The 24,530-nt window shown below is 70.3% G+C and carries 19 protein-coding genes; 7 read left to right on the forward strand and 12 right to left on the reverse strand.

From position 1 onward, the window contains the following. Positions 1-11 precede the first annotated feature (11 nt). From pheT to OQ968_RS11395, 4 genes are all read right to left on the reverse strand, one after another. Positions 12-2,501 carry a phenylalanine--tRNA ligase subunit beta gene (gene pheT / locus OQ968_RS11380; RefSeq protein ID WP_324677741.1) on the reverse strand — a complete coding sequence of 830 codons (2,490 nt, stop codon included), beginning with the start codon at positions 2,499-2,501 and terminating at the stop codon, positions 12-14. Then, a complete protein-coding gene (pheS, locus tag OQ968_RS11385) occupies positions 2,501-3,544 on the reverse strand; it encodes a phenylalanine--tRNA ligase subunit alpha (RefSeq protein ID WP_324677743.1) in 1,044 nt (347 codons plus the stop codon). The genes pheT and pheS overlap by 1 nt, the downstream gene beginning before the upstream one ends. Before the next feature lie 121 nt (positions 3,545-3,665). Further along, positions 3,666-4,481, reverse strand: a complete 816-nt coding sequence (locus OQ968_RS11390) for a rhomboid-like protein (RefSeq protein WP_324677745.1) — start codon at positions 4,479-4,481, stop codon at positions 3,666-3,668. Between the two features lie 18 nt (positions 4,482-4,499). Continuing rightward, positions 4,500-5,429, reverse strand: coding sequence for an adenylate/guanylate cyclase domain-containing protein (locus OQ968_RS11395; RefSeq protein ID WP_420715889.1), 930 nt, complete (start codon positions 5,427-5,429; stop codon positions 4,500-4,502). A gap of 211 nt (positions 5,430-5,640) precedes the next feature. On the opposite strand from OQ968_RS11395, the gene OQ968_RS11400 reads away from it, so the two are divergent. Then, the gene (locus tag OQ968_RS11400) at positions 5,641-6,675 is read left to right on the forward strand and encodes an oxygenase MpaB family protein (protein ID WP_324677747.1); all 1,035 of its coding nucleotides are present in this window, start codon (positions 5,641-5,643) and stop codon (positions 6,673-6,675) included. On the opposite strand, the gene OQ968_RS11405 is transcribed toward OQ968_RS11400, so the two are convergent. From OQ968_RS11405 to infC, 4 genes are read right to left on the reverse strand one after another with little or no spacing between them, the layout of a single operon-like run. After that, a complete protein-coding gene (locus tag OQ968_RS11405) occupies positions 6,672-7,463 on the reverse strand; it encodes an RNA methyltransferase (protein WP_324677749.1) in 792 nt (263 codons plus the stop codon). The genes OQ968_RS11400 and OQ968_RS11405 overlap by 4 nt on opposite strands. A 26-nt stretch (positions 7,464-7,489) precedes the next feature. Next, positions 7,490-7,879 carry a 50S ribosomal protein L20 gene (rplT, locus tag OQ968_RS11410; RefSeq protein ID WP_324677751.1) on the reverse strand — a complete coding sequence of 130 codons (390 nt, stop codon included), beginning with the start codon at positions 7,877-7,879 and terminating at the stop codon, positions 7,490-7,492. Positions 7,880-7,925: 46 nt separating this feature from the next. Next, positions 7,926-8,120, reverse strand: a complete 195-nt coding sequence (gene rpmI / locus OQ968_RS11415; RefSeq protein WP_324677753.1) for a 50S ribosomal protein L35 — start codon at positions 8,118-8,120, stop codon at positions 7,926-7,928. 14 nt (positions 8,121-8,134) lie between these two features. Next, positions 8,135-8,743 (reverse strand): translation initiation factor IF-3, encoded by a 609-nt coding sequence (gene infC, locus OQ968_RS11420; RefSeq protein WP_324678008.1) that lies wholly within the window; start codon positions 8,741-8,743, stop codon positions 8,135-8,137. 457 nt (positions 8,744-9,200) lie between these two features. Between infC and lysX the strand changes: the two genes are divergently transcribed. The 4 genes from lysX (at position 9,201) to OQ968_RS11440 (ending at position 14,776) form a co-directional block, all read left to right on the forward strand. Beyond that, positions 9,201-12,542 carry a bifunctional lysylphosphatidylglycerol synthetase/lysine--tRNA ligase LysX gene (lysX, locus tag OQ968_RS11425; protein ID WP_324677755.1) on the forward strand — a complete coding sequence of 1,114 codons (3,342 nt, stop codon included), beginning with the start codon at positions 9,201-9,203 and terminating at the stop codon, positions 12,540-12,542. Positions 12,543-12,618: 76 nt separating this feature from the next. After that, positions 12,619-14,112 (forward strand): alpha/beta hydrolase, encoded by a 1,494-nt coding sequence (locus OQ968_RS11430; RefSeq protein ID WP_324677757.1) that lies wholly within the window; start codon positions 12,619-12,621, stop codon positions 14,110-14,112. Positions 14,113-14,119: 7 nt separating this feature from the next. Further along, positions 14,120-14,536 carry a DUF6653 family protein gene (locus OQ968_RS11435; protein ID WP_324677759.1) on the forward strand — a complete coding sequence of 139 codons (417 nt, stop codon included), beginning with the start codon at positions 14,120-14,122 and terminating at the stop codon, positions 14,534-14,536. A 9-nt stretch (positions 14,537-14,545) separates the two neighbouring features. Continuing rightward, positions 14,546-14,776 (forward strand): hypothetical protein, encoded by a 231-nt coding sequence (locus tag OQ968_RS11440; RefSeq protein ID WP_324677761.1) that lies wholly within the window; start codon positions 14,546-14,548, stop codon positions 14,774-14,776. Positions 14,777-14,845: 69 nt separating this feature from the next. On the opposite strand, the gene uvrA is transcribed toward OQ968_RS11440, so the two are convergent. Further along, positions 14,846-17,770 (reverse strand): excinuclease ABC subunit UvrA, encoded by a 2,925-nt coding sequence (gene uvrA, locus OQ968_RS11445; RefSeq protein ID WP_324677764.1) that lies wholly within the window; start codon positions 17,768-17,770, stop codon positions 14,846-14,848. 122 nt (positions 17,771-17,892) lie between these two features. Between uvrA and OQ968_RS11450 the strand changes: the two genes are divergently transcribed. After that, entirely contained in the window at positions 17,893-18,579 is a 687-nt protein-coding gene (locus tag OQ968_RS11450) for an MBL fold metallo-hydrolase (RefSeq protein WP_324677766.1), read from the forward strand. Between the two features lie 14 nt (positions 18,580-18,593). On the opposite strand, the gene OQ968_RS11455 is transcribed toward OQ968_RS11450, so the two are convergent. Next, a complete protein-coding gene (locus tag OQ968_RS11455) occupies positions 18,594-19,037 on the reverse strand; it encodes a universal stress protein (RefSeq protein ID WP_324677768.1) in 444 nt (147 codons plus the stop codon). Between the two features lie 329 nt (positions 19,038-19,366). On the opposite strand from OQ968_RS11455, the gene OQ968_RS11460 reads away from it, so the two are divergent. Next, positions 19,367-20,947, forward strand: a complete 1,581-nt coding sequence (locus OQ968_RS11460) for a hypothetical protein (protein WP_324678010.1) — start codon at positions 19,367-19,369, stop codon at positions 20,945-20,947. Positions 20,948-20,954: 7 nt separating this feature from the next. Here the strand turns inward: OQ968_RS11460 and OQ968_RS11465 are convergent, their stop codons facing one another. Continuing rightward, entirely contained in the window at positions 20,955-22,355 is a 1,401-nt protein-coding gene (locus OQ968_RS11465) for an MFS transporter (protein WP_324677770.1), read from the reverse strand. Next, entirely contained in the window at positions 22,352-24,520 is a 2,169-nt protein-coding gene (uvrB, locus tag OQ968_RS11470) for an excinuclease ABC subunit UvrB (protein WP_324677772.1), read from the reverse strand. Before uvrB ends, OQ968_RS11465 begins: the two co-directional genes overlap by 4 nt. Positions 24,521-24,530: the final 10 nt, after the last annotated feature.

A 24,530-nucleotide genomic window follows, 5' to 3' on the forward strand; every position in this document is an offset into this window, starting at 1 on the left:
GCAAATCAATGCTATGTGCGCAGTTCGGCGCCCACGGCCTCGGCGGCGTGGCGCACGGCGGCGTCGCGGGCGGCGCTGGCGTCGTCCTCGGTCAGCGTGCGATCCGGCGCGCGGAAGCGCAGCGCGAACGTCAGCGACTTGCGATGCTCGCCGATCTGCGGGCCGGTGAACACGTCGAACAGCTGGATGTCCTCCAGCAGCTCGCCGGCGCCCTCGCGGATCGCGTCGGCCACAGCCTGGGCGGGCACCTGGGCGGGGACCACCAGGCTGACGTCCTGGAACACGGCCGGGAACGGCGACACCCGGGGCGCCGGCAGCGCCTCGACGATGGGAATCGCGTCGAGGTCCAACTCGAGCGCACAGGTGCCCTTCGGCAGCCCGGAGCGCTCGATGACGGCGGGATGCAGCTGCCCGGCGTGGCCGACACGGGCGTCGCCGACCAGCACCTCGGCGCAGCGACCCGGATGCCAGGGCAGGTGTTGCGCCGCGCGCAGCCGCACGTCGACCCCGCTGGCGCGCGCGATGATTCGCACCGCCTCGAACGCGTCGGTGGCGTCGGCGGCGCGCCCGGGACCCCACGGGCCGCGCGGTTCGCGCAGGCCGGTCAGCACCGCGGCGACGTGCTGCGGCTGCCGGGGCAACGACGCGTCCAGCGCGGCGATCTCGGCCTCGGTCGGCCGCCGGTCGACGGGGATGGGCTCGACGCCGCGGGTCTGCTCGGTGGGCTGCACCACCTGCGCGACGGCGAACAGCGAGGCGTCGACGAGGCCGCGGGACACGTTGCGCCCCAACGCTTCCAGCAGACCCGGCAGCAGCGTGGTGGCCAGCTCCGGGCGGTCGGCCTCCAGCGGGTTGAGCACGCGGGTGGTGGTGCGCCGCGGGTCGTCGGCCGGCAGGCCCCACAGGTCGAACACGCCGGCGGGCAGGAACGGTGTCGGCAGCACCTCGACGTAGCCGGACAGCGCCAGCGACCTGCCGACGGCGCGGCGGCGCCGTTGCACCGCCGTCAGTCCCCGGCCCCCGGGCGCCGACGGCAGCACCGAGCCGATGGCCTCCAGCCCCTCGAGCCGCAGCACCTCCTCGACCAGGTCGGCGGGCTGTGCGAGGTCGGGGCGCCAACTCGGCGGCGTCACTGTCAACACGTCGCCGTCCTCGGCCACCGCGGCGCCGACCTGGGCCAGCCGACGGGCGGTCGTGCCCGGGGCGTACGCCAGGCCGGCCACGCGATCCGGCAGGTCGGCGGCGATCCGGATCGGCGGCCCGGCCCAGTCGTCGCGCGGCGGGTCGCCGCGCCAATCGGTCAGCGTCTCCGACACGGTTCCCCCGGCGATCTCGGCGAGCAGCGCGGCGCACCGGTCGAGCGCCGCCACCGAGATGGCCGGGTCCACGGCGCGCTCGTAGCGGCGGGCGGCCTCGCTGGGCAGGTGCAGGCGACGCTGGGTGCGCGATACCGCGGCGGGGTCCCACACCGCGGCCTCCAGCAGCACGTCGGTGGAATCGCGGCGCACCTCGGTGCTCGCCGCGCCCATCACGCCGCCAATCGCCGCCGTGGCCGCGTCGTCGACGATCAGCACGTCGGCCGGGTCGAGTTTGCGCTCGACGTCGTCGAGGGTGACGACGGTCTCGCCGGGCCGGGCGAACCGCACGCCGAGGCCGCCGGTGACGCGGTTGCGGTCGTGGGCGTGCATCGGGTGGCCCAGTTCCAGCATCACGTAGTTGGTGGCGTCGACGGCCGGTGAGGTCGCGCGGATGCCGCACAGCAGCAGCCGGCGCTGCAACCACCACGGCGACACCGCGGCGGGATCGATCCCGGTGACCGGGCGCAGCGCGAAGCGGCGGACGCCGGTTTCGGCCTGCACCGTCAGCGGCCAGGCCTCCCCCTCGACCGGCAGCGGCTTCACCTCGGCGGGGTCGACGAAGTCCAGGTCGTAGGCGCAGGCGACCTCGCGGGCCAGGCCGCGCACCGACATGCAGTAGCCGCGGTCGGGCGTGATGGCCAGGTGGAACACCACGTCGTCCAATCCGAGCGCCTCGGCGCCGGCGGCACCGGGTTCGGCCGTGCCGGGCGGCAGCACCAGGATTCCGGAATGGTCTGCGCCCAAACCCAGTTCGGCCGTCGAGCAGATCATCCCGTCGGAGTCGCGGCCGTAGGTCTTGCGGGCCGTGATCGCGAACCCGCCGGGCAGCGTGGTCCCCGGCAGTGCCACCACGACCAGGTCGCCGACCGCGAAATTGGTTGCACCGCAGACGATCTCGCGCTGACCGTTCCCCGCGCCGACGTCGACCACGCAGGCCCGGATCGGTTTCTTGAAGCCGGTGAGCTCCTCGATGCCGGTGACCCGGCCCACGGTCAGCGGCCCGTCGACCGGGCCGAGCGTGACCACCTCCTCGACCTCGTGGCCGATGCGGATCAACGTCTGCTCGAGTTCGCCGGGCGCGACGTCCCAGCCGGGCGCGCCCACCGCGACGACCTCGCGCAGCCAGCTGTAGGGAACGCGCATCAGGCACCCACCCCGAACGGCAGCGAGAACCGGACGTCGCCCTCGACCATGTCGCGCATGTCGGGAATGCCGTTGCGGAACTGCAGCGTGCGTTCCAGGCCCATCCCGAACGCGAACCCGGCATAGGCGTCGGGGTCGATTCCGGCCGCGCGCAACACGTTTGGATGCACCATGCCGCAGCCGCCCCACTCCACCCAGTCGGCGCCGCCCTTCTTGCCGGCGAACCACACGTCGAACTCGGCGGACGGCTCGGTGAACGGGAAGAAGTGCGGCCGGAACCGGGTGCGCACCGAGGGGCCGAACTCCGCGCGCGCGAACGCGTCCAGCGTGCCCCGCAGGTGCGCCATGGTCAGGCCGCGGTCCACCGCCAACCCCTCGACCTGGTGGAAGACGGGCGTGTGGGTGGCGTCGAGTTCGTCGGTGCGGAACGTGCGGCCGATCGAGATGATGTAGACCGGCAGCTCGCGCTCGAGCAGGGCGCGCACCTGAACCGGCGAGGTGTGCGTGCGCAGCAGCTGCCGCGAGCCCTCCGGCGCGACGTGGAAGGTGTCTTGCTCGCTGCGCGCGGGGTGGTCGGGAGGGAAGTTGAGGGCGTCGAAGTTGAACTGCTCGGTTTCCACCTCCGGCCCGTCCACCAGCTCCCACCCCATCGCGATGAAGGTGTCGGCGACGCGCTCGCCCAGGATCGTGATCGGGTGCCGGGCGCCGGTCGGCTGCCGGGTCGACGGCAGCGTGACGTCGATGCCCTCGGCGGCCAGCACGGCCGCGTCGCGCTCGGCGCGCAGCGCCGCCAGCCGTTCGTCGTAGCTGCGCTGGGCCTCGGCGCGCGCGGCGTTGACGCGCTTGCCGGCGTCGGCGCGCTGGTCCTTGGGCACGCCGCCCAGCGCCTGTCGCGCCAGCGCCAGCGGCGAGCGGTCGCCGAGGTGCTCGGTCTTGACGGCCGCCAGCGCCTCCAGGTCACCCGCGCCTGCGATCGCCTGCCGGGCGGCGTTGACCGCATTGCTCAACGCTTCCGGCGACAGGTCGACGGGTTGATCGCCCACGCGGCGACACTCTCCTTGCTGACGAGGCTGTTCGGGCTGCGCACGGACAGGCGGCGGCGCAAATGCCGATCATAAGGGATGCGCTGCGCGGCGCATGCTTCGAAGACCGCCGGCGAAATCCCTAGCCGGCCATGACGGGCTGCGCGGCCGGCGCGCCATCCACCAGCGGCAAAACCGGTAGCGCGCCGCGTCGCGCGAAGAACTGCGCGACGAGGTAGGCCACCACCGCGCCCAGGATGCCGAACGACGATGCGGCGGCCATCGTCCCCCAGTGGTGGGCCAACATCAGGAAGCCGAACCCCGCGGACGCCGCCAGCATCAAGAACCGCACCGGGGTCCACCGGATCGGCTGCTGGAATCGCGCGGAGACCAGCACGCCCAGCACGACGGCGACGGTGTGACCCGCATCGGTGAAGTCACCGCCGATGATCGCCGACGCCAGGCCCGCCGACACCCACCAGGCGATCCAGGCCGGCCGCCAGCGTTGCGGAATCGCCGCCGTCATCGCGCCGAGCACCGCCAGGGCGCCGTAGCTCATCCCGACGTCGCTGGCGCGGGCGATCGATATCGGCAGCCAGCCGAACTCGATCGCCGCGGCCAGCGCGGCGGCCACCACCAGCGTCGCGCCGATGTGGCCGACGACGAACGCCACGACCAGGCGGATGGTGCGCAAGTGCAGTTCGGCGAGCGCGAGCAGGCAGGTCAGGAAGGGCAACCAGAAGTAGAGCGGGCCGGCGTCGACCACCAGCGCGCTGCCCACCAGCGTGCCCAGGTGGCCGCGCGCCAGGTTGTGCAGGTTGGTGCTGGCGCGCTGAACGAGCACGTCATGCGCGTGCGGGCCGAGCGCCAGGATGGCGCAGCTGATGGCGAGCAGGATCGCCACGTACCCAACGGTGAACCGGACCCGGGAAAGCCGGGTGAAGATGCCCCCGATCATCGGTGTCTATTATGCAGGCTAATTTGTTTCCGGGGCGTGATCAGAGGCTGTCAACTCCCTAAGAGTCCTGAGGCGATAGATCGCCAGGTCGGCGGGGATGCCGGTGGTTTTGGGCCCGAACACGGGTTTACGTGCGCGTTTGGCGACGACGCCCAGTGCGTCCAGTTCGCTTTGCGGTATCAGGTCGAGTGACGAACTCGACACCATGATGCCGCCCTTGGTGGCGCGTTCCATCACGCGGGCGGCGATGTTGACGTCGACGCCGAGCCAGTCGGCGGCCATCCGCTGGGGGCGCCCGGTGTGGATCCCGACCCGCATTCGCGGCGTGTAGCCGGCCACCTCGACCGAGCGCAACTCCTCCTTGGCGGCCAGGACGGCCCGCACGGCGACGGTCGGATCCCGGAACACCGCCATCAACCCGTCGCCCATCCGCTTGACGATGTGGCCTCCCGCGTCCAGCAGCGGCGGTTCCACCGCCCGCGCCACCTGACGCAACAGGGCAAGCGCCGCGTCGTCGCCAGCGCGCAGCGACCACGTCGAAAAGCCGACCAGGTCGGTGAACACCAACGTCACCTCCGGATTCGCCGGCCGCCGGGAAACCGCCTCGGTCAACGCCTGCCACACCTGCAGCACGCCGAGGCTGAGCTCACGCGAGGCCGCGTCGCGGTCCCCCAGCAGCCGGTCGGCGGCGCGCGCCGCGGCCCGCGGCGCGCCCTCACCCGCGGTGGACAGCGGGTCGCCGAACTCGTGGTCGCCGGGCAGCAGCCGTCGCGCCCGCCGGACGAACTCCACCACTCCGGGGCGGTGGTTGGTCGAGCGCAGCCACTGCGTCGCGGTGTGCACGGGCACCGGGGAGCGCCGTCGCAAGGGGGGCGCCGCCGTCGTCACCAATTCCGGTTCCGTTTCCTGGCCCTCGCCCGGGTCCGGTTCGCGAGGCGGGCCTTCCACTCGGCCAGGGTAAGTAGTTCCGGCCGACGCAGGCAATGACACTCGGGCCGGTTGTGTCACATCTCGCATCAAAGGCCCTGATTGCGGCGCGATTACCGGCAAGCCACGCCGACGTCGAAACTCGGTAACACCCGGCCGCGCCGAGGCCGAAATCGTAGACAACGTGCGTTGTCAAAGTTATCGTGAGCGCAGTTAGTAGTAGGAGGCCGTGATGACTGCCGCATCGACTCCGTCCGCGACTCCGCCCGCCGATCCGCTCGGGCCAGATTCGCTCACCTGGAAGTACTTTGGCGACTTGCGCACCGGGATGATGGGCATCTGGATCGGGGCGATCCAGAACATGTATCCCGAACTCGGCGCGGGGGTCGAGGAGCATTCGATCGTGCTGCGCGAGCCGTTGCAGCGGGTGGCCCGCTCGGTGTACCCGATCATGGGCGTCGTCTACGACGGCGATCGGGCGGCGGAGACCGGCGAGCAGATCAAGCGCTACCACCACACCATCAAGGGGATTGACACCGAGGGCCGCCGTTATCACGCGCTGAACCCCGAGACCTTCTACTGGGCGCACGCCACGTTCTTCATGCTCGTGATCAAGGTGGCCGAGTATTTCTGTGGGGGCCTGACCGAGGCCGAGAAGCGGCAGCTGTTCGACGAGCACGTGCAGTGGTACCGGATGTACGGGATGAGCATGCGTCCGGTGCCCAAGTCGTGGGAGGAATTCCAGGAGTACTGGGACCGGGTCTGCCGCGAGGAGCTCGAGATCAATCGGGCGACCCTGGACATCTTCCAGATTCGCATTCCCAAGCCGAAGTTCATCCTGATGCCGACGCCGATCTGGGACCAGCTGTTCAAGCCGTTGGTCGCGGGCCAGCGCTGGATCGCGGCGGGACTGTTCGAGCCGGCGGTTCGCGAGAAGGCGGGCATGCGCTGGACGCCGGGCGACGAGGTGTTGTTGCGCCTCTTCGGCAAGATGGTGGAGCTGGCATTCCTGGCCGTGCCCGACGAGATCCGTTTGCACCCGCGCGCGCTGGCCGCCTACCGCCGCGCCCAGGGGCGGATTCCGGACGACGCGCCGTTGGTCGAGGCGCCGGAATTCATGGCGCCGCCGCGCGACCGCCGCGGGCTGCCGATGCACTACTTCCCGCCGCGCAAGTCGTTGATGGAGCGCGCCGGGTCGCTGGTGCACACCACGCTGTCGCTGGCCGGCATGCGCCCGGCGCGGGGCCGGACCAGAACGGCCGCCTAGGACTCAGGTGCGTCCAGGGCCCGCGCGCTCTGGTAGAGGCAGATCGCCGCGGCGGCGGCCACGTTCAGGCTCTCCGCGCCGCCGGACATCGGGATGCGCACGCGGTGATCCGCCCCGCCCGCGATGTCGGCGGGCAGCCCGTGCGACTCGGGCCCGAACAGCCAGGCCGTCGGCCGGCCGAGCAGCTCCCCGGCCTCGTCGAGGCGGGTCTCGCCGTCGACCGTGGCGGCCAGCACCCGCAGCCCGGCGGCGCGCAACGCGCCGACGGCGGCCTGCGCGTCGGGCGCGGGGACGACCGGGATCGAGAAGATGCTGCCGGCCGAGGCGCGCAGGCACTTGCCGTTGTACGGGTCGACGCTGTGTCCGGCCAGGATCACCGCCGCGGCGCCCATGGCGTCGGCGATGCGGATCAGGGTGCCCGCATTGCCCGGCTCGCCGATCTCGACGGCGACCGCGACCAGCCGGGGCGGGCCGGCGAGCGCGTCGTCGAGCCCGGTGGCCGGGATGTCGCAGACCGCCACCAGGCCCGCCGGAGTGACGGTGTCGGACAAGGCTTTTGCGGCCCGCTCGGTCACCAGGTGGACCGGCGGCCCGGTCAGGGAGGCGAGCAGCGACGCGTGCCTTTCGGCGGCGAACTCGGTGACGAACACCTCGCGGACCAGCCCGCGCGCCGCCGCGGCCTCGACGAGGTTGGGCCCCTCGGCCAGAAACCGCCCCGCCCGCCCGCGGCCGACGTGGCGATGCAATTTGACCGCCGCGGACACCCGGCCCGAGCGTTCGGTCAGCACCGAATCCCCCGGCCGGGAACGCGAACTCAGGCAGCCTCTCCCGAGGGGGCGTTGACGTCGTCGGGCAGCGCCGCCCGGGCGACGTCGACGAGCGCGGTGAACGCCGCCGGGTCGGTGATCGCGATGTCGGCGAGGTTCTTGCGGTCCACCTCGACGCCGGCGGCCTTGAGACCCTGGATCAGCCGGTTGTAGGTGATGTCGTTGGCGCGCGCCGCCGCGTTGATCCGCGAGATCCACAATTTGCGGAACTCACCCTTGCGGGCGCGGCGGTCGCGGTAGGCGTAGTTCAGCGAATGCAGTTGCTGCTCTTTGGCTTTGCGGTAGAGCCGGGATCGCTGGCCGCGATAGCCTTTCGAGGCCTTCAAGACGCTGCGCCTCTTCTTGTGGGCGTTGACCGCCCGCTTCACGCGTGCCATGGATGTTCCTACTCTCGTCAGACGTAAATGGTCGGGTGGGCCGCTGTCAGCCGTTCAGCAGCGACTTGATCCGCTTGGTGTCGTTGGCGGAAACCGTGGTGCGGCCGTCCAGCCGCCGGGTCCGTTTGGTGGGTTTGTGCTCGAGCAGATGCCGGCGATTGGCCTTTTGCCGGACGATCTTTCCGGTCCCGGTGCGCCGGAACCGCTTCGAAGCCCCACTGTGGGTCTTGGCCTTGGGCATATGTCCTCTGTTCTCTAGTTGGCCGACGGCTTGGTGTCGCCGGCCGCATCGGAATCGCGTGCCGGGCCGGCACCCGGGCCTTCCGGGTGACGCGCCCTGGCGCGAGTCTTCGCGCCGCGGTGCGGTGCCAGCACCATCGTCATGTTGCGTCCGTCCTGCTTGGCCGACGTCTCGACGAAGCCGTAGTCGGCGACGTCGGCGCCCAGCCGTTGCAGCAATCGGTAGCCCAGCTCGGGCCGGGACTGCTCACGTCCGCGGAACATGATGGTGACCTTTACCTTCGATCCCGCCTCCAGGAAGCGGACCACGTGGCCCTTCTTGGTCTCGTAGTCGTGATCGTCGATCTTGGGCCGGAGCTTTTGCTCCTTGACGACGGTCTGCTGCTGGTTGCGACGGGATTCGCGCGCCTTCTGCGCCGCCTCGTACTTGTACTTGCCGTAGTCCATGATCTTGCAGACCGGGGGCCTGGCGTTCGGGGCGACTTCGACGAGGTCGAGATCGGCGTCTGCGGCCACGCGCAGTGCGTCTTCGATACGCACGATGCCTACCTGCTCCCCCCCTGGGCCAATCAACCGGACTTCAGGTACGCGGATGCGCTCGTTGACGCGGGTCTCAGTGCTGATGGGGCCTCCCTTGTTGGGCTTCTGGTGTCCAATCACGACCAGTGCCCTGGGCCCGTCCGGAGTCAGCGGTGGAATCGCCACACCACCAGCAAAAAAGCCCTGCGCAAGCAGGGCCCAATGCCGACCGGTCGCGGCTTGACGCTTCGTCAAGCCGCCCGCGCCGCGCGCGGGGCGGGCATCGTGGCGATGCCCGCGACCGGACCGTGTCGCCGTGACAGGGGCAACAAACCCCTTCGTGGCTAGCGGTGGGAGTGGGACTCCACTTAACTGTCCCTGGCTTTCGCCGGGATGGTCGCGACGGCAAGTCTAGCAGCCGCGGCTCGCCTTCCAGCACTTCAGCCGTCGGGCGGCGACCGCACGGTGCGACGGCGGGCGCTTCGCGGCCCCGCAGACCCGGCCGACAAACTCTGCCCCATCGCCAGGCATTTCCCGGTCTGAGGGCTTATCCTCGCGGTCTGTGACACTCGCTTCTGCTGGCTCGGGGCCCCGGTCGGGCAGCCGGCCGCGCTCCCGGTATCACTGGGTACCGGCGGCGGCCGGCTGGACCGTCGGCGTCATCGCCACGGTGTCACTGGTGGGCAGCGTGTCGCCGCTGATCCGCTGGCTGATCAAGGTCCCGCGGGAATTCATCAACGACTACCTGTTCAACTTCCCCGACACCAGCATCGCGTGGTCGTTCGTGCTGGCCCTGCTGGCCGCGGCCCTGACCGCGCGCAAACGCATCGCCTGGCTGGTGCTGCTCGGCCAGATGATCCTCGCGGCGTTCTGGAATGCCGCCGACATCGCCGCGGGCGACAACACCGCGGCCGAGACCTTCGGCGAGAACCTCGGGTTCGCCGTGCACGTCGTGGTGATCGTGCTGCTGGTCCTGGCCTACCGGGAGTTCTGGGCCAAGGTCCGCAAGGCCGCGCTGTTCAAGGCGGCGGCGGTGCTGGTGGTCGGGGACGTCATCGGGATCCTGCTGTCCTGGGGTCTCGTCGAGCTGTTCCCCGGATCGCTTGCGCGCCAAGACCGCCTGCCCTACGTGGCCAACCGGGTGGTCGGATTCGCGCTCGCCGACCCCGACCTGTTCACCGGCAAGCCGCACGTATTGCTCAACGCGATCTTCGGGCTGTTCGGGGCGCTCGCGCTGATCGCCGCGACGATCATGCTGTTCCAGTCCCAGCGCGCCGACAACGCGCTGACCGGTGAGGACGAGTCGGCCATCCGCGGCCTGCTCGAGCTGTGGGGCAAGAACGACTCCCTGGGATACTTCGCCACCCGTCGGGACAAGTCGGTGGTGTTCGCGCACAGCGGCCGCGCCGCCATCACCTACCGGGTCGAAATCGGCGTCTGCCTGGCCAGCGGCGACCCGGTGGGCGACCCGAGGGCGTGGCCGCAGGCGGTGGACGCCTGGCTGGGCCTGTGCCAGACCTACGGCTGGGCGCCCGGCGTGATGGGCGCCAGTTCCGATGGCGCCCAGGTGTTTCGGGAGGCCGGCCTCAACGCCCTCGAGCTGGGCGACGAGGCGATCCTGCGAACCGCCGATTTCAAACTGTCCGGCCCGGAGATGCGCGGGGTGCGTCAGGCCGTGACGCGGGCCCGCCGGGCCGGGCTGACGGTGCGCATCCGGCGGCACCGCGACCTGTCCACCGAGGAGATGGCCGACACCATCTCGCGCGCCGACTCCTGGCGCGACACCCAGACCGAGCGCGGGTTTTCCATGGCGTTGGGCCGGCTGGGCGACCCGGCCGACGGGGATTGCCTGCTGGTGGAGGCGATCGATCGCGACGGCCGGGTGGTTGCCATGCTGTCGCTGGTCCCGTGGGGCACCACCGGCGCGTCCCTGGACCTGATGCGCCGTTCCCCGCAGTCCCCCAACGGCACCATCGAGCTGATGGTCTGCGATCTGGCCCTGAACGCCGAAGCCCTTGGCATCCACCGTATTTCGCTGAACTTCGCGATGTTCCGGTCCGCGTTCGAGCAGGGCGCCCAGCTCGGCGCCGGCCCGATCGCCCGGTTATGGCGGGGGCTGTTGTTGTTCTTCTCGCGGTGGTGGCAGCTGGAGTCGCTGTACCGCTCGAACATGAAGTACCAACCCGACTGGGTTCCCCGCTACGCCTGCTACGAGGACGCCCGGTTGATTCCGCGGGTGGGTGTGGCGTCGGTGATCGCCGAGGGCTTCCTCGTGTTGCCGTTCCGGCGGCGCGACAAGGTGCACACCGGGCATCACCCCGCGGTGCCGGCCCGGCTGGCGGAATCCGGGCTCCTGCACCACGACGGGTCCGCCCCGGACGTCAGCGGGCTGAGGCGCGGCGAGGGCTTCGACGAGGACGAGTTCCGGTCCCGCCTGCCCGAGCAGGTGCGGGTGCGGCTGACCAAGCTGAAAACGCTGCGGCGCACCGGAATTGACGCCTACCCGGTGGGCTCCCCGCCCAGCCACACCGTCACGCAGGCGCTGGACGCCGACGACCGGGACACCGTCTCGGTGTCCGGCCGGATGTTGCGGATACGCGACTTCGGTGGCGTGCTGTTCGCCCAGTTGCGCGACTGGTCGGGCGAAATGCAAGTGCTGCTGGACAATTCGCGTCTGGAGTGCGGCCGCATCGCCGACTTCACCGCGGCCATCGATCTGGGCGACCTGGTCGAGATGACCGGGCACATGGGTTTTTCCAAGAACGGAACCCGCTCGCTGATCGTGCGCGACTGGCGGATGATCGGAAAGTGCCTGCGGCCGTTGCCGAACAAGTGGAAGGGGCTGACCGACCCCGAGGCGCGGGTCCGGACCCGCTACGTCGACCTGGCGGTCAACAGCGAGTCGCGCGGCCTGATCACGGCCCGAAGCGCCGTGTTGCGTTCGGTCCGGGAGACGTTGTTCGCCAAGGGGTTCGTCGAAGTCGAGACCCCGATCCTGCAGCAGATCCACGGCGGGGCGGCCGCGCGGCCGTTCGTCACCCACATCAACACCTATGACATGGACCTGTTCCTGCGCATCGCGCCGGAGCTGTACCTGAAGCGGTTGTGCGTCGGCGGCGTGGAGCGGGTGTTCGAGCTGGGCCGGGCGTTCCGCAACGAGGGCGTGGACTTCAGCCACAACCCGGAGTTCACCCTGCTGGAGGCCTACCAGGCGCACGCCGACTACACGGTGTGGATCGACGGCTGCCGCGAGCTCATCCAGAACGCGGCCCAGGCGGCCAACGGCGCGCAGACCGTGCTGCGGCCCGGCGCGGACGCCGGATCCACCGGGGCCCGCCTGGAGCCGGTCGACATCTCCGGGGTGTGGACCGTGAAAACCGTGCACGACGCGGTGTCCGAGGCGCTCGGGGAACACATCGACCCCGACACGCCGCTGGCCGCGCTGCGCAAGCTCGCCGACGCCGCGCACATCGCCTACCGGGCGCAGTGGGACGCCGGCGCGGTGGTGCTGGAGCTCTACGAGCACCTGGTGGAGGACCGCACCGAGCGGCCGACGTTCTACATCGACTTTCCGACGTCGGTGTCGCCGCTCACCCGCCCGCACCGCAGCAAGCGCGGCGTCGCGGAGCGGTGGGACCTGGTGGCGTGGGGCATCGAGCTGGCCACCGCCTACAGCGAACTCACCGACCCGGTGGAACAGCGCCGCCGGCTGCGCGAGCAGTCGCTGTTGGCCGCCGGCGGGGACCCCGAGGCGATGGAGCTCGACGAGGACTTCCTGCAGGCGATGGAATACGCGATGCCACCCACCGGCGGGCTCGGCATGGGCATCGATCGCCTCGTGATGCTCATAACCGGCCGGAGCATCCGCGAGACGCTGCCATTTCCGCTGGCCAAGCCGCACTGACGGGATCGCGCGGACGCGGGCGCGACACGGCGAACATTCGGTGAATGTGTTCCGGGAAGGTTAACGATCCATCACAATGGAACCCGTGATCGCGTCGACCCCGCTTGCCTTGGCGCAGTCGCTGGCGACCAGTCACACCTCGCTGATGCATGGCTGGGTGCCCATCACGATCCAGCTGTTTGCGGGCCTGGTGCTGGCGTCGGCCATCGGCTGGCGCTCGCGGCGCTGGCGAACGGTGTGGCTGCCGGCGGCTGCGTCGGTCGGCGCCGCCGCGGCCTACGCGACGCACTGGTACATCGTCGACCGCGGCCTGTCGGACGAGCCCGCGCCGACGGCGCTGTGGCTGTGGATCGCGCTGACCGGCATGGCCGCGGCGGTGCTGACCATGGGCTGGCGCGGCGCGCAGCGCTGGCGGCGCGGCGCGGCGGTCGCGGCGGTGCCGCTGTGCCTGCTGAGCGCGGCGCTGGTGCTCAACCTGTGGGTCGGCTACTTCCCCACCGTGCAGTCCGCCTGGAACCAGCTCACCTCCGGTCCGCTGCCCGATCAGACCGACACGGCCACCATCACCGCGATGGCCACCAAGGGAGCCCGCCCCGCGCACGGCAGCGTGGTGCCGGTGGTGATCCCGGCCGACGGCTCGCACTTCAAGCATCGCGGGGAACTGGTCTACCTGCCGCCCGAGTGGTTCGCCACCAACCCGCCGCCGCGGCTGCCGACCGTGATGATGATCGGCGGGCAGTTCAACACCCCCGCGGACTGGACGCGCGCGGGCAACGCGATCAAGACGATCGACGACTTCGCGGCCGCCCACCACGGCCGGGCTCCGGTGCTGGTGTTCGTGGACTCCGGAGGGGCGTTCAACAACGACACCGAATGCGTCAACGGGGTCCGCGGTAACGCCGCCGATCATCTCACCAAAGACGTTGTCCCCTACATGGTTTCGAACTTCGGCGTCAGCCCCGCGCGGTCCGGCTGGGGCGTCGCGGGCTGGTCCATGGGTGGGACGTGCGCCCTGGACCTGACCGTCATGCACCCCGAGATGTTCAGCGCCTTCGTCGACATCGCCGGCGACTTCTTCCCCAACGCCGGGACCAAGGCGCAGACCATCGCCCGGCTGTTCGGCGGGAACGCGGACGCGTGGGCGGCCTTCGACCCGACCACCGTGATCACCCGGCACGGCCACTACGCCGACGTGGCCGGGTGGTTCGCGATCTCCTCCGACGCCGCGCCGATCCCGCGGCGCAACTTCGCGATCGCCGACACCGGCTCGATACGCCTGGCCGGCCGGGACGCCGCCGCCAACCCGAGCAACCAGACCGCGGCCGCCTATTCGCTGTGCGCGCTCGGCCGGGCCAACGGCATCGACTGCGCGGTGCTCCCGCAGCCGGGCAAGCACGACTGGCCGTTCGCGGACCGGGCCTTCGCGGCCGCGCTGCCGTGGCTGGCCGGCCAGCTCGGCACCCCGGGCGTTCCGCGGATCCCGTTGCCCGGCACGACGCCCCCGACCGTCGTCGCCGCGCCGACGGTCCCCGCCGTGCCCGCCGAGCGGCCCGCCACCGCGATGAAGTAGCCGCCCGGTGCCACTCGTTGCGCGCGCCCGCCGCGCGCTGTTCGCGCGGCACTGCAATCCGTGGAGCGCGTGGACCCGCTGGGCCAGCACGCCGCTGACGCTGGTGCCGGTGTGGACGCGGCGCTGGAGCCACGCGGTGGTGCTGGCGGTGTGGCTGGCGGTCAACCCGTTTCTCTTCGGCAAGCCCGCGCACCTGCGCGCCTGGTCGACCCGGGCGATGCTGGGCGAGGAGCTGTGGATCAGCCGTCGGCCCCGGGACGCGGCCATGCTCGTCAGCGCGCTGACGTCCGCGGCCGCGCTGACCGCCGTGGTGTCGGCCCGACGGCGCCGGCCGGTGCCGGCGGCCGTCGCGACCGTGGTCCAGATGGCGCTCACGCTGGTGTACTGGGAGCAGATGGCGCGCTATTTCGATCGCCAGCAGTAGCGTGACGATATGCCTGACGAACCAACCGAACCCGACCCCGGGTACGACGACGCGGGTGTGCCGACCTTCGAGCATGTCCGCGAGAAGATCGAGTCCCGGTACGGCACCTCGCTAGGTGCCGAGGAACTCGCGGCGGAAACCCCGGAGGGCCGTTCGGTCGAGGAGCAGTACGAAGAGCGTCAGCGCGCCGCCGCCGAGCGGCTGGCGCAGATCCGACAGTCGATGCCGCCCGCGCCCTAACCGCTTGACTCTGCGTCCAGGGCGCAAAAGTGCGAGTAGGGCGCGCCCTGAGCGCAGAGTCAACGCAACTCAGGCGGTGACCTTGCGGCGCTTCGTGCGCTGCGGCCCGCCCGCCGACGCGCCGGCGCGGGCCCCTATACCCGGGACATCGGCGAGGAACTTCCCGGTGTAGCTCTCCGGCACCGCGGCGACGTCCTCCGGGGTGCCCTCGGCGACGATGGTGCCGCCCTCGGCGCCGCCCTCGGGACCCATGTCCACGATCCAGTCCGACGTCTTGATCACGTCCAGGTTGTGCTCGATGACGATCACCGTATTGCCCTTGTCGACAAGGCCGTTGATCACGTTGAGCAGCTTGCGGATGTCGTCGAAATGCAAGCCGGTGGTCGGCTCGTCGAGGATGTAGATGGTGCGGCCCGTCGAGCGCTTTTGCAACTCCGCGGCCAGCTTGACGCGCTGCGCCTCGCCGCCGGACAGCGTGGGCGCGGGCTGCCCGAGCCGCACGTAGCCCAGGCCGACGTCGACCAGCGTGCGCAGGTAGCGGTGGATGCCGGTGATCGGCTCGAAGAACTCCGCCGCCTCTTCTATCGACATGTCCAGCACCTCGGAGATGGTCTTGCCCTTGTAGTGCACCTCCAGGGTCTCCCGGTTGTACCGGGCGCCGTGGCAGACCTCGCAGGGCACGTACACGTCGGGCAGGAAGTTCATCTCGATCTTGATGGTGCCGTCGCCCGTGCACGCCTCGCAGCGACCGCCCTTGACGTTGAACGAGAATCGGCCGGGCTGGTAACCGCGGACCTTCGCCTCGGTGGTGGCCGCGAACAGGGTGCGGATCTTGTCGAACACCCCGGTATAGGTAGCCGGGTTGGACCGGGGCGTGCGGCCGATCGGCGACTGATCCACCCGCACCAGCTTGTCCAGCCGATCCAGGCCGGTGACCCGGGTGTGCCGCCCCGGCACCTGCCGGGCGCCGTTGAGCCGGTTGGCCAGCACGGCCGCCAGGATGTCGTTGACGAGGGTCGACTTCCCGGACCCCGACACCCCGGTCACCGAGGTCAGCACACCGAGCGGGAACGACACGTCTATGCCGCGCAGGTTGTGCTCGCGGGCGCCGACGACGGTGAGTTGGCGCCGCCGGTCGACGGGGCGCCGGATCGCCGGCATCTCGATGCTCTCCTTGCCCGACAGGTAGGCGCCGGTGATCGAATCCTTGTTGGCCAGCAGATCGCCGTAGGTTCCGCTGTGCACGATCTGCCCGCCGTGCTCGCCGGCCCCGGGGCCGATGTCGACGATCCAGTCGGCGTGCGCGATGGTGTCCTCATCGTGCTCGACGACGATCAGCGTGTTCCCCAAATCCCTTAGCCGGGTTAGGGTTTCGATGAGCCGACGGTTGTCGCGCTGATGCAGCCCGATGGACGGCTCGTCGAGCACATAGAGCACGCCCACCAAACCGGACCCGATCTGCGTCGCCAGCCGGATGCGCTGGGCCTCCCCGCCGGACAGCGTGGCCGCGGCGCGGGACAGCGACAGGTACTCCAGCCCCACGTCGAGCAGAAAGCCCAGCCGCGACTGGATTTCCTTGAGCACCTGCCCGGCGATCGCCTGCTCGCGCGGGCCGAGGGTGAGCGCGTTGAGGAAGTCCGCGCAGTCCGAGATGGACAGCTCGCAGACCTCGGCGATGGACTTCTTGCCGCGCTGCCCCGCGGCCAGCGTCACGGCCAGGATCTCCGGCTTGAGCCGGGTGCCCTCGCAGACCGGGCACGGCACGTCGCGCATGAAGCCCTCGTAGCGCTCCTTCATCTGCTCGGACTCGGTCTGCGCCATCTTGCGCTGCAGGAAGGCCAGCACGCCCTCGAAGTCGGCGTAGTAGGAGCGGGTGCGGCCGTACCGGTTGCGGTAGCGCACGTGCACCTGGTGATCGGAGCCCTCCAGGATCGCCTTGCGCGCCTTGGCCGGCAGCTTGCGCCAGGGCGTGTCGACGTCGAATCCCAGCTCCTCGCCGAGGCCGGCCATCATCCGGGTGAAGTATTCGGCGGTGTGGCCGTTCGACCACGGCGCCACCGCGCCCTCGGCCAGTGTGCGGTCCGGGTCGGGGACCACCAGGTCGGGGTCGACCTCCTTGCGGATGCCCAGCCCGACGCACTCGGGGCAGGCGCCGTAGGGCGAGTTGAACGAGAACGACCGGGGTTCCAGGTCGTCGACCGCCAGGGGGTGCCCGTTGGGGCAGGCGAGCTTTTCGGAGAACCGTTGTTCGCGCGGGTGGCCGTGCTCGTCGTGATCGTCGGGGAACTCCAGCACCACGATGCCGTCGGCCAGGTTCAGCGCCGTTTCCACCGAGTCGGTGAGCCGCTGCTTGGCGGTGGGCTTGACGGTGAGGCGGTCCACCACCACCTCGATGTCGTGCTTTTCCTGCTTTTTCAGCTTCGGCGGATCGGTCAGCGGATGCACCACGCCGTCGACCCGCACCCGGCTGTAGCCCTGGGCGTTGAGCTTGTCGAACAGGTCGGCGAACTCGCCCTTGCGGGTGCGCACCACCGGGGCGAGCACCAGGAAGCGGGTGCCCTCCGGCATCGCCAGCACCTGGTCGACGATTTGCTGCGGCGTCTGCCGGGCGATCCGGTGGCCGCAGATCGGGCAGTGCGGCGTGCCCGCGCGCGCGTACAGCAGCCGCAGGTAGTCGTACACCTCGGTGATGGTTCCGACCGTCGACCGCGGGTTGCGGTTGGTGGACTTCTGGTCGATGGACACCGCCGGGGAGAGGCCCTCGATGAAGTCGACGTCCGGCTTGTCCATCTGGCCGAGGAATTGGCGCGCGTAGGCCGACAGCGACTCGACGTAGCGGCGCTGGCCCTCGGCGAAAATCGTGTCGAAGGCCAGCGACGACTTACCCGAACCGGACAGCCCGGTGAACACGATCAGCGAGTCGCGGGGCAGGTCGAGGTCGACGCCGCGCAGGTTGTGCTCGCGGGCGCCCTTGATGATCAGGCGGTCAGCCACGCTGCCCCTCTCACTGAGACTCTCCGTCGCCGATGGCGCTTCGTAGAACAGGATTGCGCACGGCGCATTCCATGCTAAGTGCCCATACCGACAACGAGCGGCCGACCAGTAACGTGGCCGCTATGAGTGCCTCCGTCGTGCCCACCGACAACTACACCGGACATGTCGATCCTGGTACCGCGGCCCGCCGGACCCTACCCGGCGCCACGATTCTAAAGGCGTCGGTGGGCCCCATGGACAACAATGCCTACCTGGTGACCTGTGCGGAGACCGGGGAAACGCTGCTGATCGACGCCGCCAACGACGCCGAGGTTCTGACCGACCTGATCCGCCGCTACGCCCCGAAGGTCTCGCTGATCGTGACGAGCCATCAGCACTTCGATCACTGGCAGGCGCTGGAGGCCGTCGCCGCGGCCACCGGCGCGCCGACCGCCGCCAACGAGATCGACGCCGGGCCGCTGCCGGTCAAACCGGACCGTTTGCTGTCGGGCGGCGACACCGTGCGGGTGGGCAACCTGACCTTCGACGTCATCCACCTGCGCGGGCACACGCCCGGATCGATCGCGCTGGCCCTCGACGGGCCCGCGACCGGCGGGGTCACCCAGCTGTTCACCGGCGACTGCCTGTTCCCGGGCGGCCTCGGGCGGACGACGAAACCGGCGGAGTTCGACTCCCTCTTCCAAGACGTCAAGACGAGGGTCTTCGATCGATTCGACGACGCGACGGTGGTCTACCCCGGCCACGGCGACGACACCACGCTGGGCGCCGAGCGGCCCCAGCTCGAGGAGTGGCGCCAGCGGCGCTGGTAGACCGAAAGAACGCGTCAGTTCGTGGTGTGCACGATCAGCACGTCGACCTTGGCGCGACGCGAGACGTTGGCTGGCACCGATCCCAGCAGCCGGCCCGCGATGGTGCTCAGCCCGACGTTGCCGACGACCAGCAGGTCGGCGTTTGCCTCCTCGGCGAGGTGCACCAGGGCGTCCACCGGGGCGCCGACGATCGGCTTCTCCTCCACGTTCTTGGCGCCGGCCTTGTGCGCCCGCTCCCTGGCGTCGTGCAGGATCTCGTAGATCGGGGCGGTGCCCGACACCTTGTAGCTCTCTTCCTTCAGGATGTCGGCGGCCCGGCCGTCCTCATGCTGGGGTAGGTACGCCGACGCGATGATCAACTTGGCGTTGGCCCCGGCGATGGTGGCTGCCCTGTCCACCGCACGCATCGACGAGTCCGAGCCGTCGGTCCCGACCACCACAGTCCGATAGGCGCTCATTTACCCTCCCAGTGTCGGTTGCTACGCCAACCCCAGACAGTATCGCGTTGCCGGAGAAGGATGGGTCAGATTACCCACACAGCGGCGGCGTGGCGCAACCCGCAAATTCCCCCGACACGCTGCGGCAACGCTGGGGCAACGTACGATTTTCCGGCCATCACGCGATCGGCGCGGCGCGCCGCGGACGGAAAGCGTTGCATCCCAGAGCTTCTCGCCAAACGCCGGCCTCCACTCGGCGCCGATCCGACGGCCCGTGGCGCCGCCAGGCTTCCGTCGACAAGATGGCTGGTGAGCAGGCCGGACGGGTGCGACTTAAAGTGACAAGCATCATGTCCATGCCCACCGTCGAGCGGCCCGCGCCCGACGTCGTCGACGCGCCCGCGCCCGTCCGCTCGCCCGGCAGGCTGCTCGACCCGTCCCTGATCGCGCTGATGGCCGCCGTGATCAGCGCCGCCTGGGCGTGCCGGCCCTCGCTGTGGTTCGACGAGGGGGCGACTATCTCGGCCTCGGCCAGCCGCACTCTGCCTGAGCTGTGGAAACTGCTGGGTCACATCGACGCGGTGCACGGCCTGTACTACCTGCTGATGCATGGCTGGTTCGCGATATTTCCGCCGACCGAGTTCTGGTCGCGGGTCCCCAGCGCGCTGGCGATCGGGGCCGCCGCCGCCGGCGTCACGGTGTTCACCAAGCAGTTCGTCCCCGGGCGCGCGACCGCGCTGTGCGCGGGCGCCGTCTTCGCGATCCTGCCGCGCACCACCTGGGCGGGTATGGAAGCGCGCCCCTACGCCTTCGCGGCGGCCGCGGCCGTCTGGCTGACCGTGCTGTTCGTGACCGCGGCCCGGCGCAACCGGCCGCGGTTGTGGTCGTGCTACGCGCTGGCATTGATGCTGTCGATCCTGCTGAACCTCAACCTGGTCCTGCTGGTGCTGGTGTACGCGGCGATGCTGCCGTTGTTGGCGCCCGCGAATTCGCGAAAGCTTCAGGTGATTTGGTGGGCGGCCGGTTCGGCCGTCGCCGTCGGGGTCATGGCGCCGTTCATGGTGTTCGCGCACGGGCAGGTGTTCCAGGTCAACTGGATCTACCCGGTCAGTTGGCATTACGCCTTCGACATCGTGCTGCGGCAGTATTTCGACCACAGCGTCCCGTTCGCGATCCTCACGGGAGTCCTCGTCGCCGGGGCGTTGGCGGCCCGGCTGACCGGCGCACGGGGCCCGGGCGGCGACGCGCGCGGGCTTCTGATCAGCTGCCTGGCCTGGATGGTCATTCCCACCGGGCTCATCGTCGCCTATTCGGCCGTCGGCGAACCGGTCTACTACCCGCGCTACCTGATCTTCACCGCGCCCGCCGCGGCCGTCGTGATGGCCGTGTGCATCGTGACGATCGCCCGGAGGCCGTGGCGCATCGCCGGCGTCGTGCTGGCGTTCGCGGTGGCGGCGTTGCCGAATTACCTGTTCACGCAACGTTGGCCGTACGCGAAGGAGGGGTGGGACTACAGCCAGGTGGCCGACCTGATCGGCTCGCATGCCGCCCCCGGGGACTGCCTGATCGCCGACAACACCGTGCCCTGGCGGCCCGGGCCGATCCGCGCCCTGCTGGCCACCCGGCCGGCGGCCTTCAAGTCGGTGATCGACGTCGAGCGCGGCGTCTACGGGCCCAAGGTCGGCTCGCTGTGGGACGGCCACGTCGCGGTGTGGCTGACGACGGCCAAGATCAACAAATGCTCCACCATCTGGACCATCACCGACAGGGACAAGTCGCTGCCCGACCACCAAGCCGGACAATCCGGACAAGCACTGCCGCCGGGGGCATTCGGGCGAACCCCGGCGTATCGATTCCCCAGCTACCTCGGCTTCCGCATCGTCGAGCGGTGGCAGTTCCACTATTCACAGGTGGTGAAGTCGACCCGGTGACCTGGGCTCAGCGGTCGCCGCGCACCGCCCCGTAGGCGGCCACCACGCCGGCGGCGGTCAGCGCGGTGAAGACGGCGAACAACCAGCGGGCCTCCACCGCGTCGCCGCCCGGGGTCGCGTTGACCACGACGCCGGCGAGGCCCGCCCCGAATGCCGCCGAGATGAGCTGCACGGTGTTGATCGCCGCGGCCGCCGCGCCGCCCTCGGCCGGGTCGGTGACGGAATCCATTGCGCGCACGGACAAATGGGGCCAGGCCATCCCGATGCCGATGCCGGCGACCAGGAGCGCCAGGGTCCAGAGCGCGACGGTCCCCGCCGACGCGTTGTCGCGCTGGGCGAAGGCGCCCAGCGCCAGGCCCGAGGCAACCACCACCGGCGCGGCCGCGATGACCCGCCCGATCGTCCGCTGGTTTTCCAGCGACGCGCTGACGATCTCGCTGACCGTCCAGCCCACCGCGAGCGCCGCGCCCAGGAATCCCGCCGCCACCGGGCTCAGGTGCGCCAGCCGCTGACCGAACAGCGGCACGTAGGTGTCCACCATCGCGCCGAGCATCAGCAGGCCCATGGTGAGGTAGATCCACTTCAACGGTCCGGCACGAAATACGCTGGGCGGCAACACCGCCGCGTGCATGCGCCAGTCGACGAGCACGAACATTCCGACCAGCGCAACGGCGGCGGCGAGCAGCCCCGCCGTGGCGACGATGTTGTGCGGGATCTGGGCGACGCTGATCGCCAACGCGGCCGCACCGATCAGCACCAGCGACCACACCGGCACCCTCATCGCCGGTGCCGCGGCGTGGGGGTTGACCCGGCCGGCGGTCAGCGCGACCGGTACCAGCGTGGCCATCAGGGCGGTGACGATCGCCATCGCGACGAACGCGAAGCGCCACAACCCGAATTGCGCGAACAGGCCGCCGGTCGCCGGCCCGACGACCGTGGCCACGCCCCACATCGCCGACACCAGCGCCGAGGCCCGGGTCCACAGCGCGCGGGGCAGCGCCGCGTTGATGACGGCGTAGCCGAGGCCGGCCAGCAGGCCGCCGGCCACGCCTTGCAGCGCGCGCCCGGCGATCAGGGTCTCCATGTTGGGCGCCATCCCGCAGGCCAGGCTGGAGACGGCGAACACGGCCAGCCCCATCAGGTACGACGCGCGCGCGCCGAGGCGCAGCAGCAGCGGGCTGACCATGGTCGCCGCGACCACCGACCCGACCAGGTACAGGGTCATCACCCACGCGTACAGGCGGCTGCCGCCGATTTCGGCGACGGTGTTGGGCAGCAGGCTGATGGTCAGGAACTCGTTGGTGGCGTAGAGCGCCACCCCGCCGGCCAGCACGACGGAGGTGCCCAGGTAGCGGGCGCCCAGCAGCTCGCGCCAGCTGCCGGTGGTGATGGTGGCGGTTTCCGTCACTTCAGCCCGGCGGCGTCCATTCCGCGCAGTTCCTTCTTGAGGTCCGCGATCTCGTCGCGGAACCGCGCGGCCAGCTCGAACTGCAGGTCACGGGCGGCGGCCATCATCTGCGCGGTGAGGTCCTTGATCAGGTCGGCCAGCTCGGCGCGCGGCATGTTGGTGGTGTCGCGGCCCTCGAACACGCCGGCGCTGACGACGCGGCCCGGCTCGCCCTGGGCGCGCCGGCCGCGGGACATGCTGCGCCCGGAGCCAATCTCGATGGCCTCGGAATCGTCGGCCTCGCGGTAGACCTGGTCGAGGATGTCGGCGATCTTCTTGCGCAGCGGCTGCGGGTCGATGCCGTTGGCCTCGTTGTAGGCGATCTGCTTGGCCCGGCGCCGTTCGGTCTCGTCGATGGCCTCCTTCATCGAGTCGGTCATCGAGTCGGCGTACATGTGCACCTCGCCGGAGACGTTGCGGGCGGCACGGCCGATGGTCTGGATCAGGCTGCGCGACGACCGCAAGAAGCCCTCCTTGTCGGCGTCGAGGATCGCCACCAGCGACACCTCCGGCAGGTCGAGCCCCTCGCGCAGCAGGTTGATGCCGACCAGCACGTCGTAGTCGCCGAGCCGCAGCTGGCGCAGCAGCTCCACCCGGCGCAACGTGTCGACCTCGGAGTGCAGATAGCGCACCCGGATGCCCATCTCGAGCAGGTAGTCGGTGAGGTCCTCGGCCATCTTCTTGGTCAGCGTCGTCACCAGCACCCGCTCGTCGGCGGCGGCGCGCTTGCGGATCTCCCCGATCAGGTCGTCGATCTGCCCCTTGGTCGGCTTGACCACCACCTTGGGGTCCACCAGCCCGGTCGGCCGGATCACCTGCTCGACGAACTCGCCCTGCGTCTGGCTCAGCTCGTACGGTCCCGGGGTGGCCGACAGGTACACGGTCTGCCCGATCCGGTCGGCGAACTCCTCCCAGGTCAGCGGCCGGTTGTCGCAGGCCGACGGCAGGCGGAAGCCGTACTCGACCAGGTTGCGTTTCCTGGACATGTCGCCCTCGTACATGCCGCCGATCTGCGGCACGGTCACGTGGGACTCGTCGATGACGAGCAGGAAGTCCTCCGGGAAGTAGTCGAGCAGCGTCGCCGGCGGCGAGCCCGGGCCCCGGCCGTCGATGTGGCGGGAGTAGTTCTCGATGCCCGAGCAGAACCCCACCTGCCGCATCATCTCGATGTCGTAATTCGTGCGCATCCGCAGGCGTTGCGCCTCCAGCAGCTTGCCCTGCCCTTCGAGTTCGGCGAGCCGCTCCGCGAGCTCCTGCTCGATCGTGGAGATCGCGTGCGCCATCCGCTCGGGGCCGGCCACGTAGTGGGTGGCGGGGAAGATCCGCAGCGAGTCGACCTGGCGGATCACCTCGCCGGTCAGCGGGTGCAGGTAGTACAGGGCCTCGATCTCGTCGCCGAAGAACTCGATGCGGACGGCCAGCTCCTCGTAGGACGGGATGATCTCCACGGTGTCGCCGCGCACCCGGAACGAGCCGCGGGTGAAGGAAAGGTCGTTGCGGGTGTACTGCACGTCGACCAGCAGCCGCAGCAGCCCGTCCCGGGGCACCTCGGTGCCGACCCGCAGCTCCACCGACCGGTCGAGGTAGGACTGCGGCGTCCCCAGGCCGTAGATGCACGACACCGACGCCACCACCACCACGTCGCGACGGGACAGCAGCGCCGACGTCGCGGAGTGCCGCAGCCGCTCCACGTCGTCGTTGATCGAGCTGTCCTTCTCGATGTAGGTGTCGGTCTGCGCGATGTACGCCTCCGGCTGGTAGTAGTCGTAGTACGACACGAAGTACTCAACCGCGTTGTGCGGCAACATCTCTCGCAGCTCATTGGCCAGCTGCGCGGCCAGCGTCTTGTTGGGCGCCATCACCAGCGTGGGCCGCTGCAGCCGCTCGATGAGCCAGGCGGTGGTGGCCGACTTCCCGGTTCCGGTGGCGCCGAGCAGCACGACGTCGCGCTCCCCCGCCTGGATGCGGCGCTCCAGCTCGTCGATGGCGGCCGGCTGGTCGCCGGCGGGCGCGTGCGGGCTGACGACCTCGAAGCGGCCGCCGGCGCGCACCAGCCCTTCCACGTCCTCCGCGGCTGGGCGGTATTCCGAATGCGCGACTACCGGATGTTCGGTGGCGAAAGCCATGTCACCAGGG

The sequence above is a fragment of the Mycobacterium sp. 663a-19 genome (assembly GCF_035616495.1).
Taxonomy (GTDB): Bacteria; Actinomycetota; Actinomycetes; order Mycobacteriales; family Mycobacteriaceae; genus Mycobacterium.

Coding starts and splice junctions, on each gene's coding strand:
- pheT (WP_324677741.1), bottom strand. CDS start 2,501: ATGCGCGTTCCCTACAGCTGGCTGCGCGAGGTCGTCGCGGTGGGCGCG.
- OQ968_RS11390 (WP_324677745.1), bottom strand. CDS start 4,481: ATGATCGGGGGCATCTTCACCCGGCTTTCCCGGGTCCGGTTCACCGTT.
- OQ968_RS11400 (WP_324677747.1), top strand. CDS start 5,641: ATGACTGCCGCATCGACTCCGTCCGCGACTCCGCCCGCCGATCCGCTC.
- rplT (WP_324677751.1), bottom strand. CDS start 7,879: ATGGCACGCGTGAAGCGGGCGGTCAACGCCCACAAGAAGAGGCGCAGC.
- rpmI (WP_324677753.1), bottom strand. CDS start 8,120: ATGCCCAAGGCCAAGACCCACAGTGGGGCTTCGAAGCGGTTCCGGCGC.
- OQ968_RS11430 (WP_324677757.1), top strand. CDS start 12,619: ATGGAACCCGTGATCGCGTCGACCCCGCTTGCCTTGGCGCAGTCGCTG.
- OQ968_RS11440 (WP_324677761.1), top strand. CDS start 14,546: ATGCCTGACGAACCAACCGAACCCGACCCCGGGTACGACGACGCGGGT.
- OQ968_RS11450 (WP_324677766.1), top strand. CDS start 17,893: ATGAGTGCCTCCGTCGTGCCCACCGACAACTACACCGGACATGTCGAT.
- OQ968_RS11455 (WP_324677768.1), bottom strand. CDS start 19,037: ATGAGCGCCTATCGGACTGTGGTGGTCGGGACCGACGGCTCGGACTCG.
- OQ968_RS11460 (WP_324678010.1), top strand. CDS start 19,367: ATGTCCATGCCCACCGTCGAGCGGCCCGCGCCCGACGTCGTCGACGCG.
- uvrB (WP_324677772.1), bottom strand. CDS start 24,520: ATGGCTTTCGCCACCGAACATCCGGTAGTCGCGCATTCGGAATACCGC.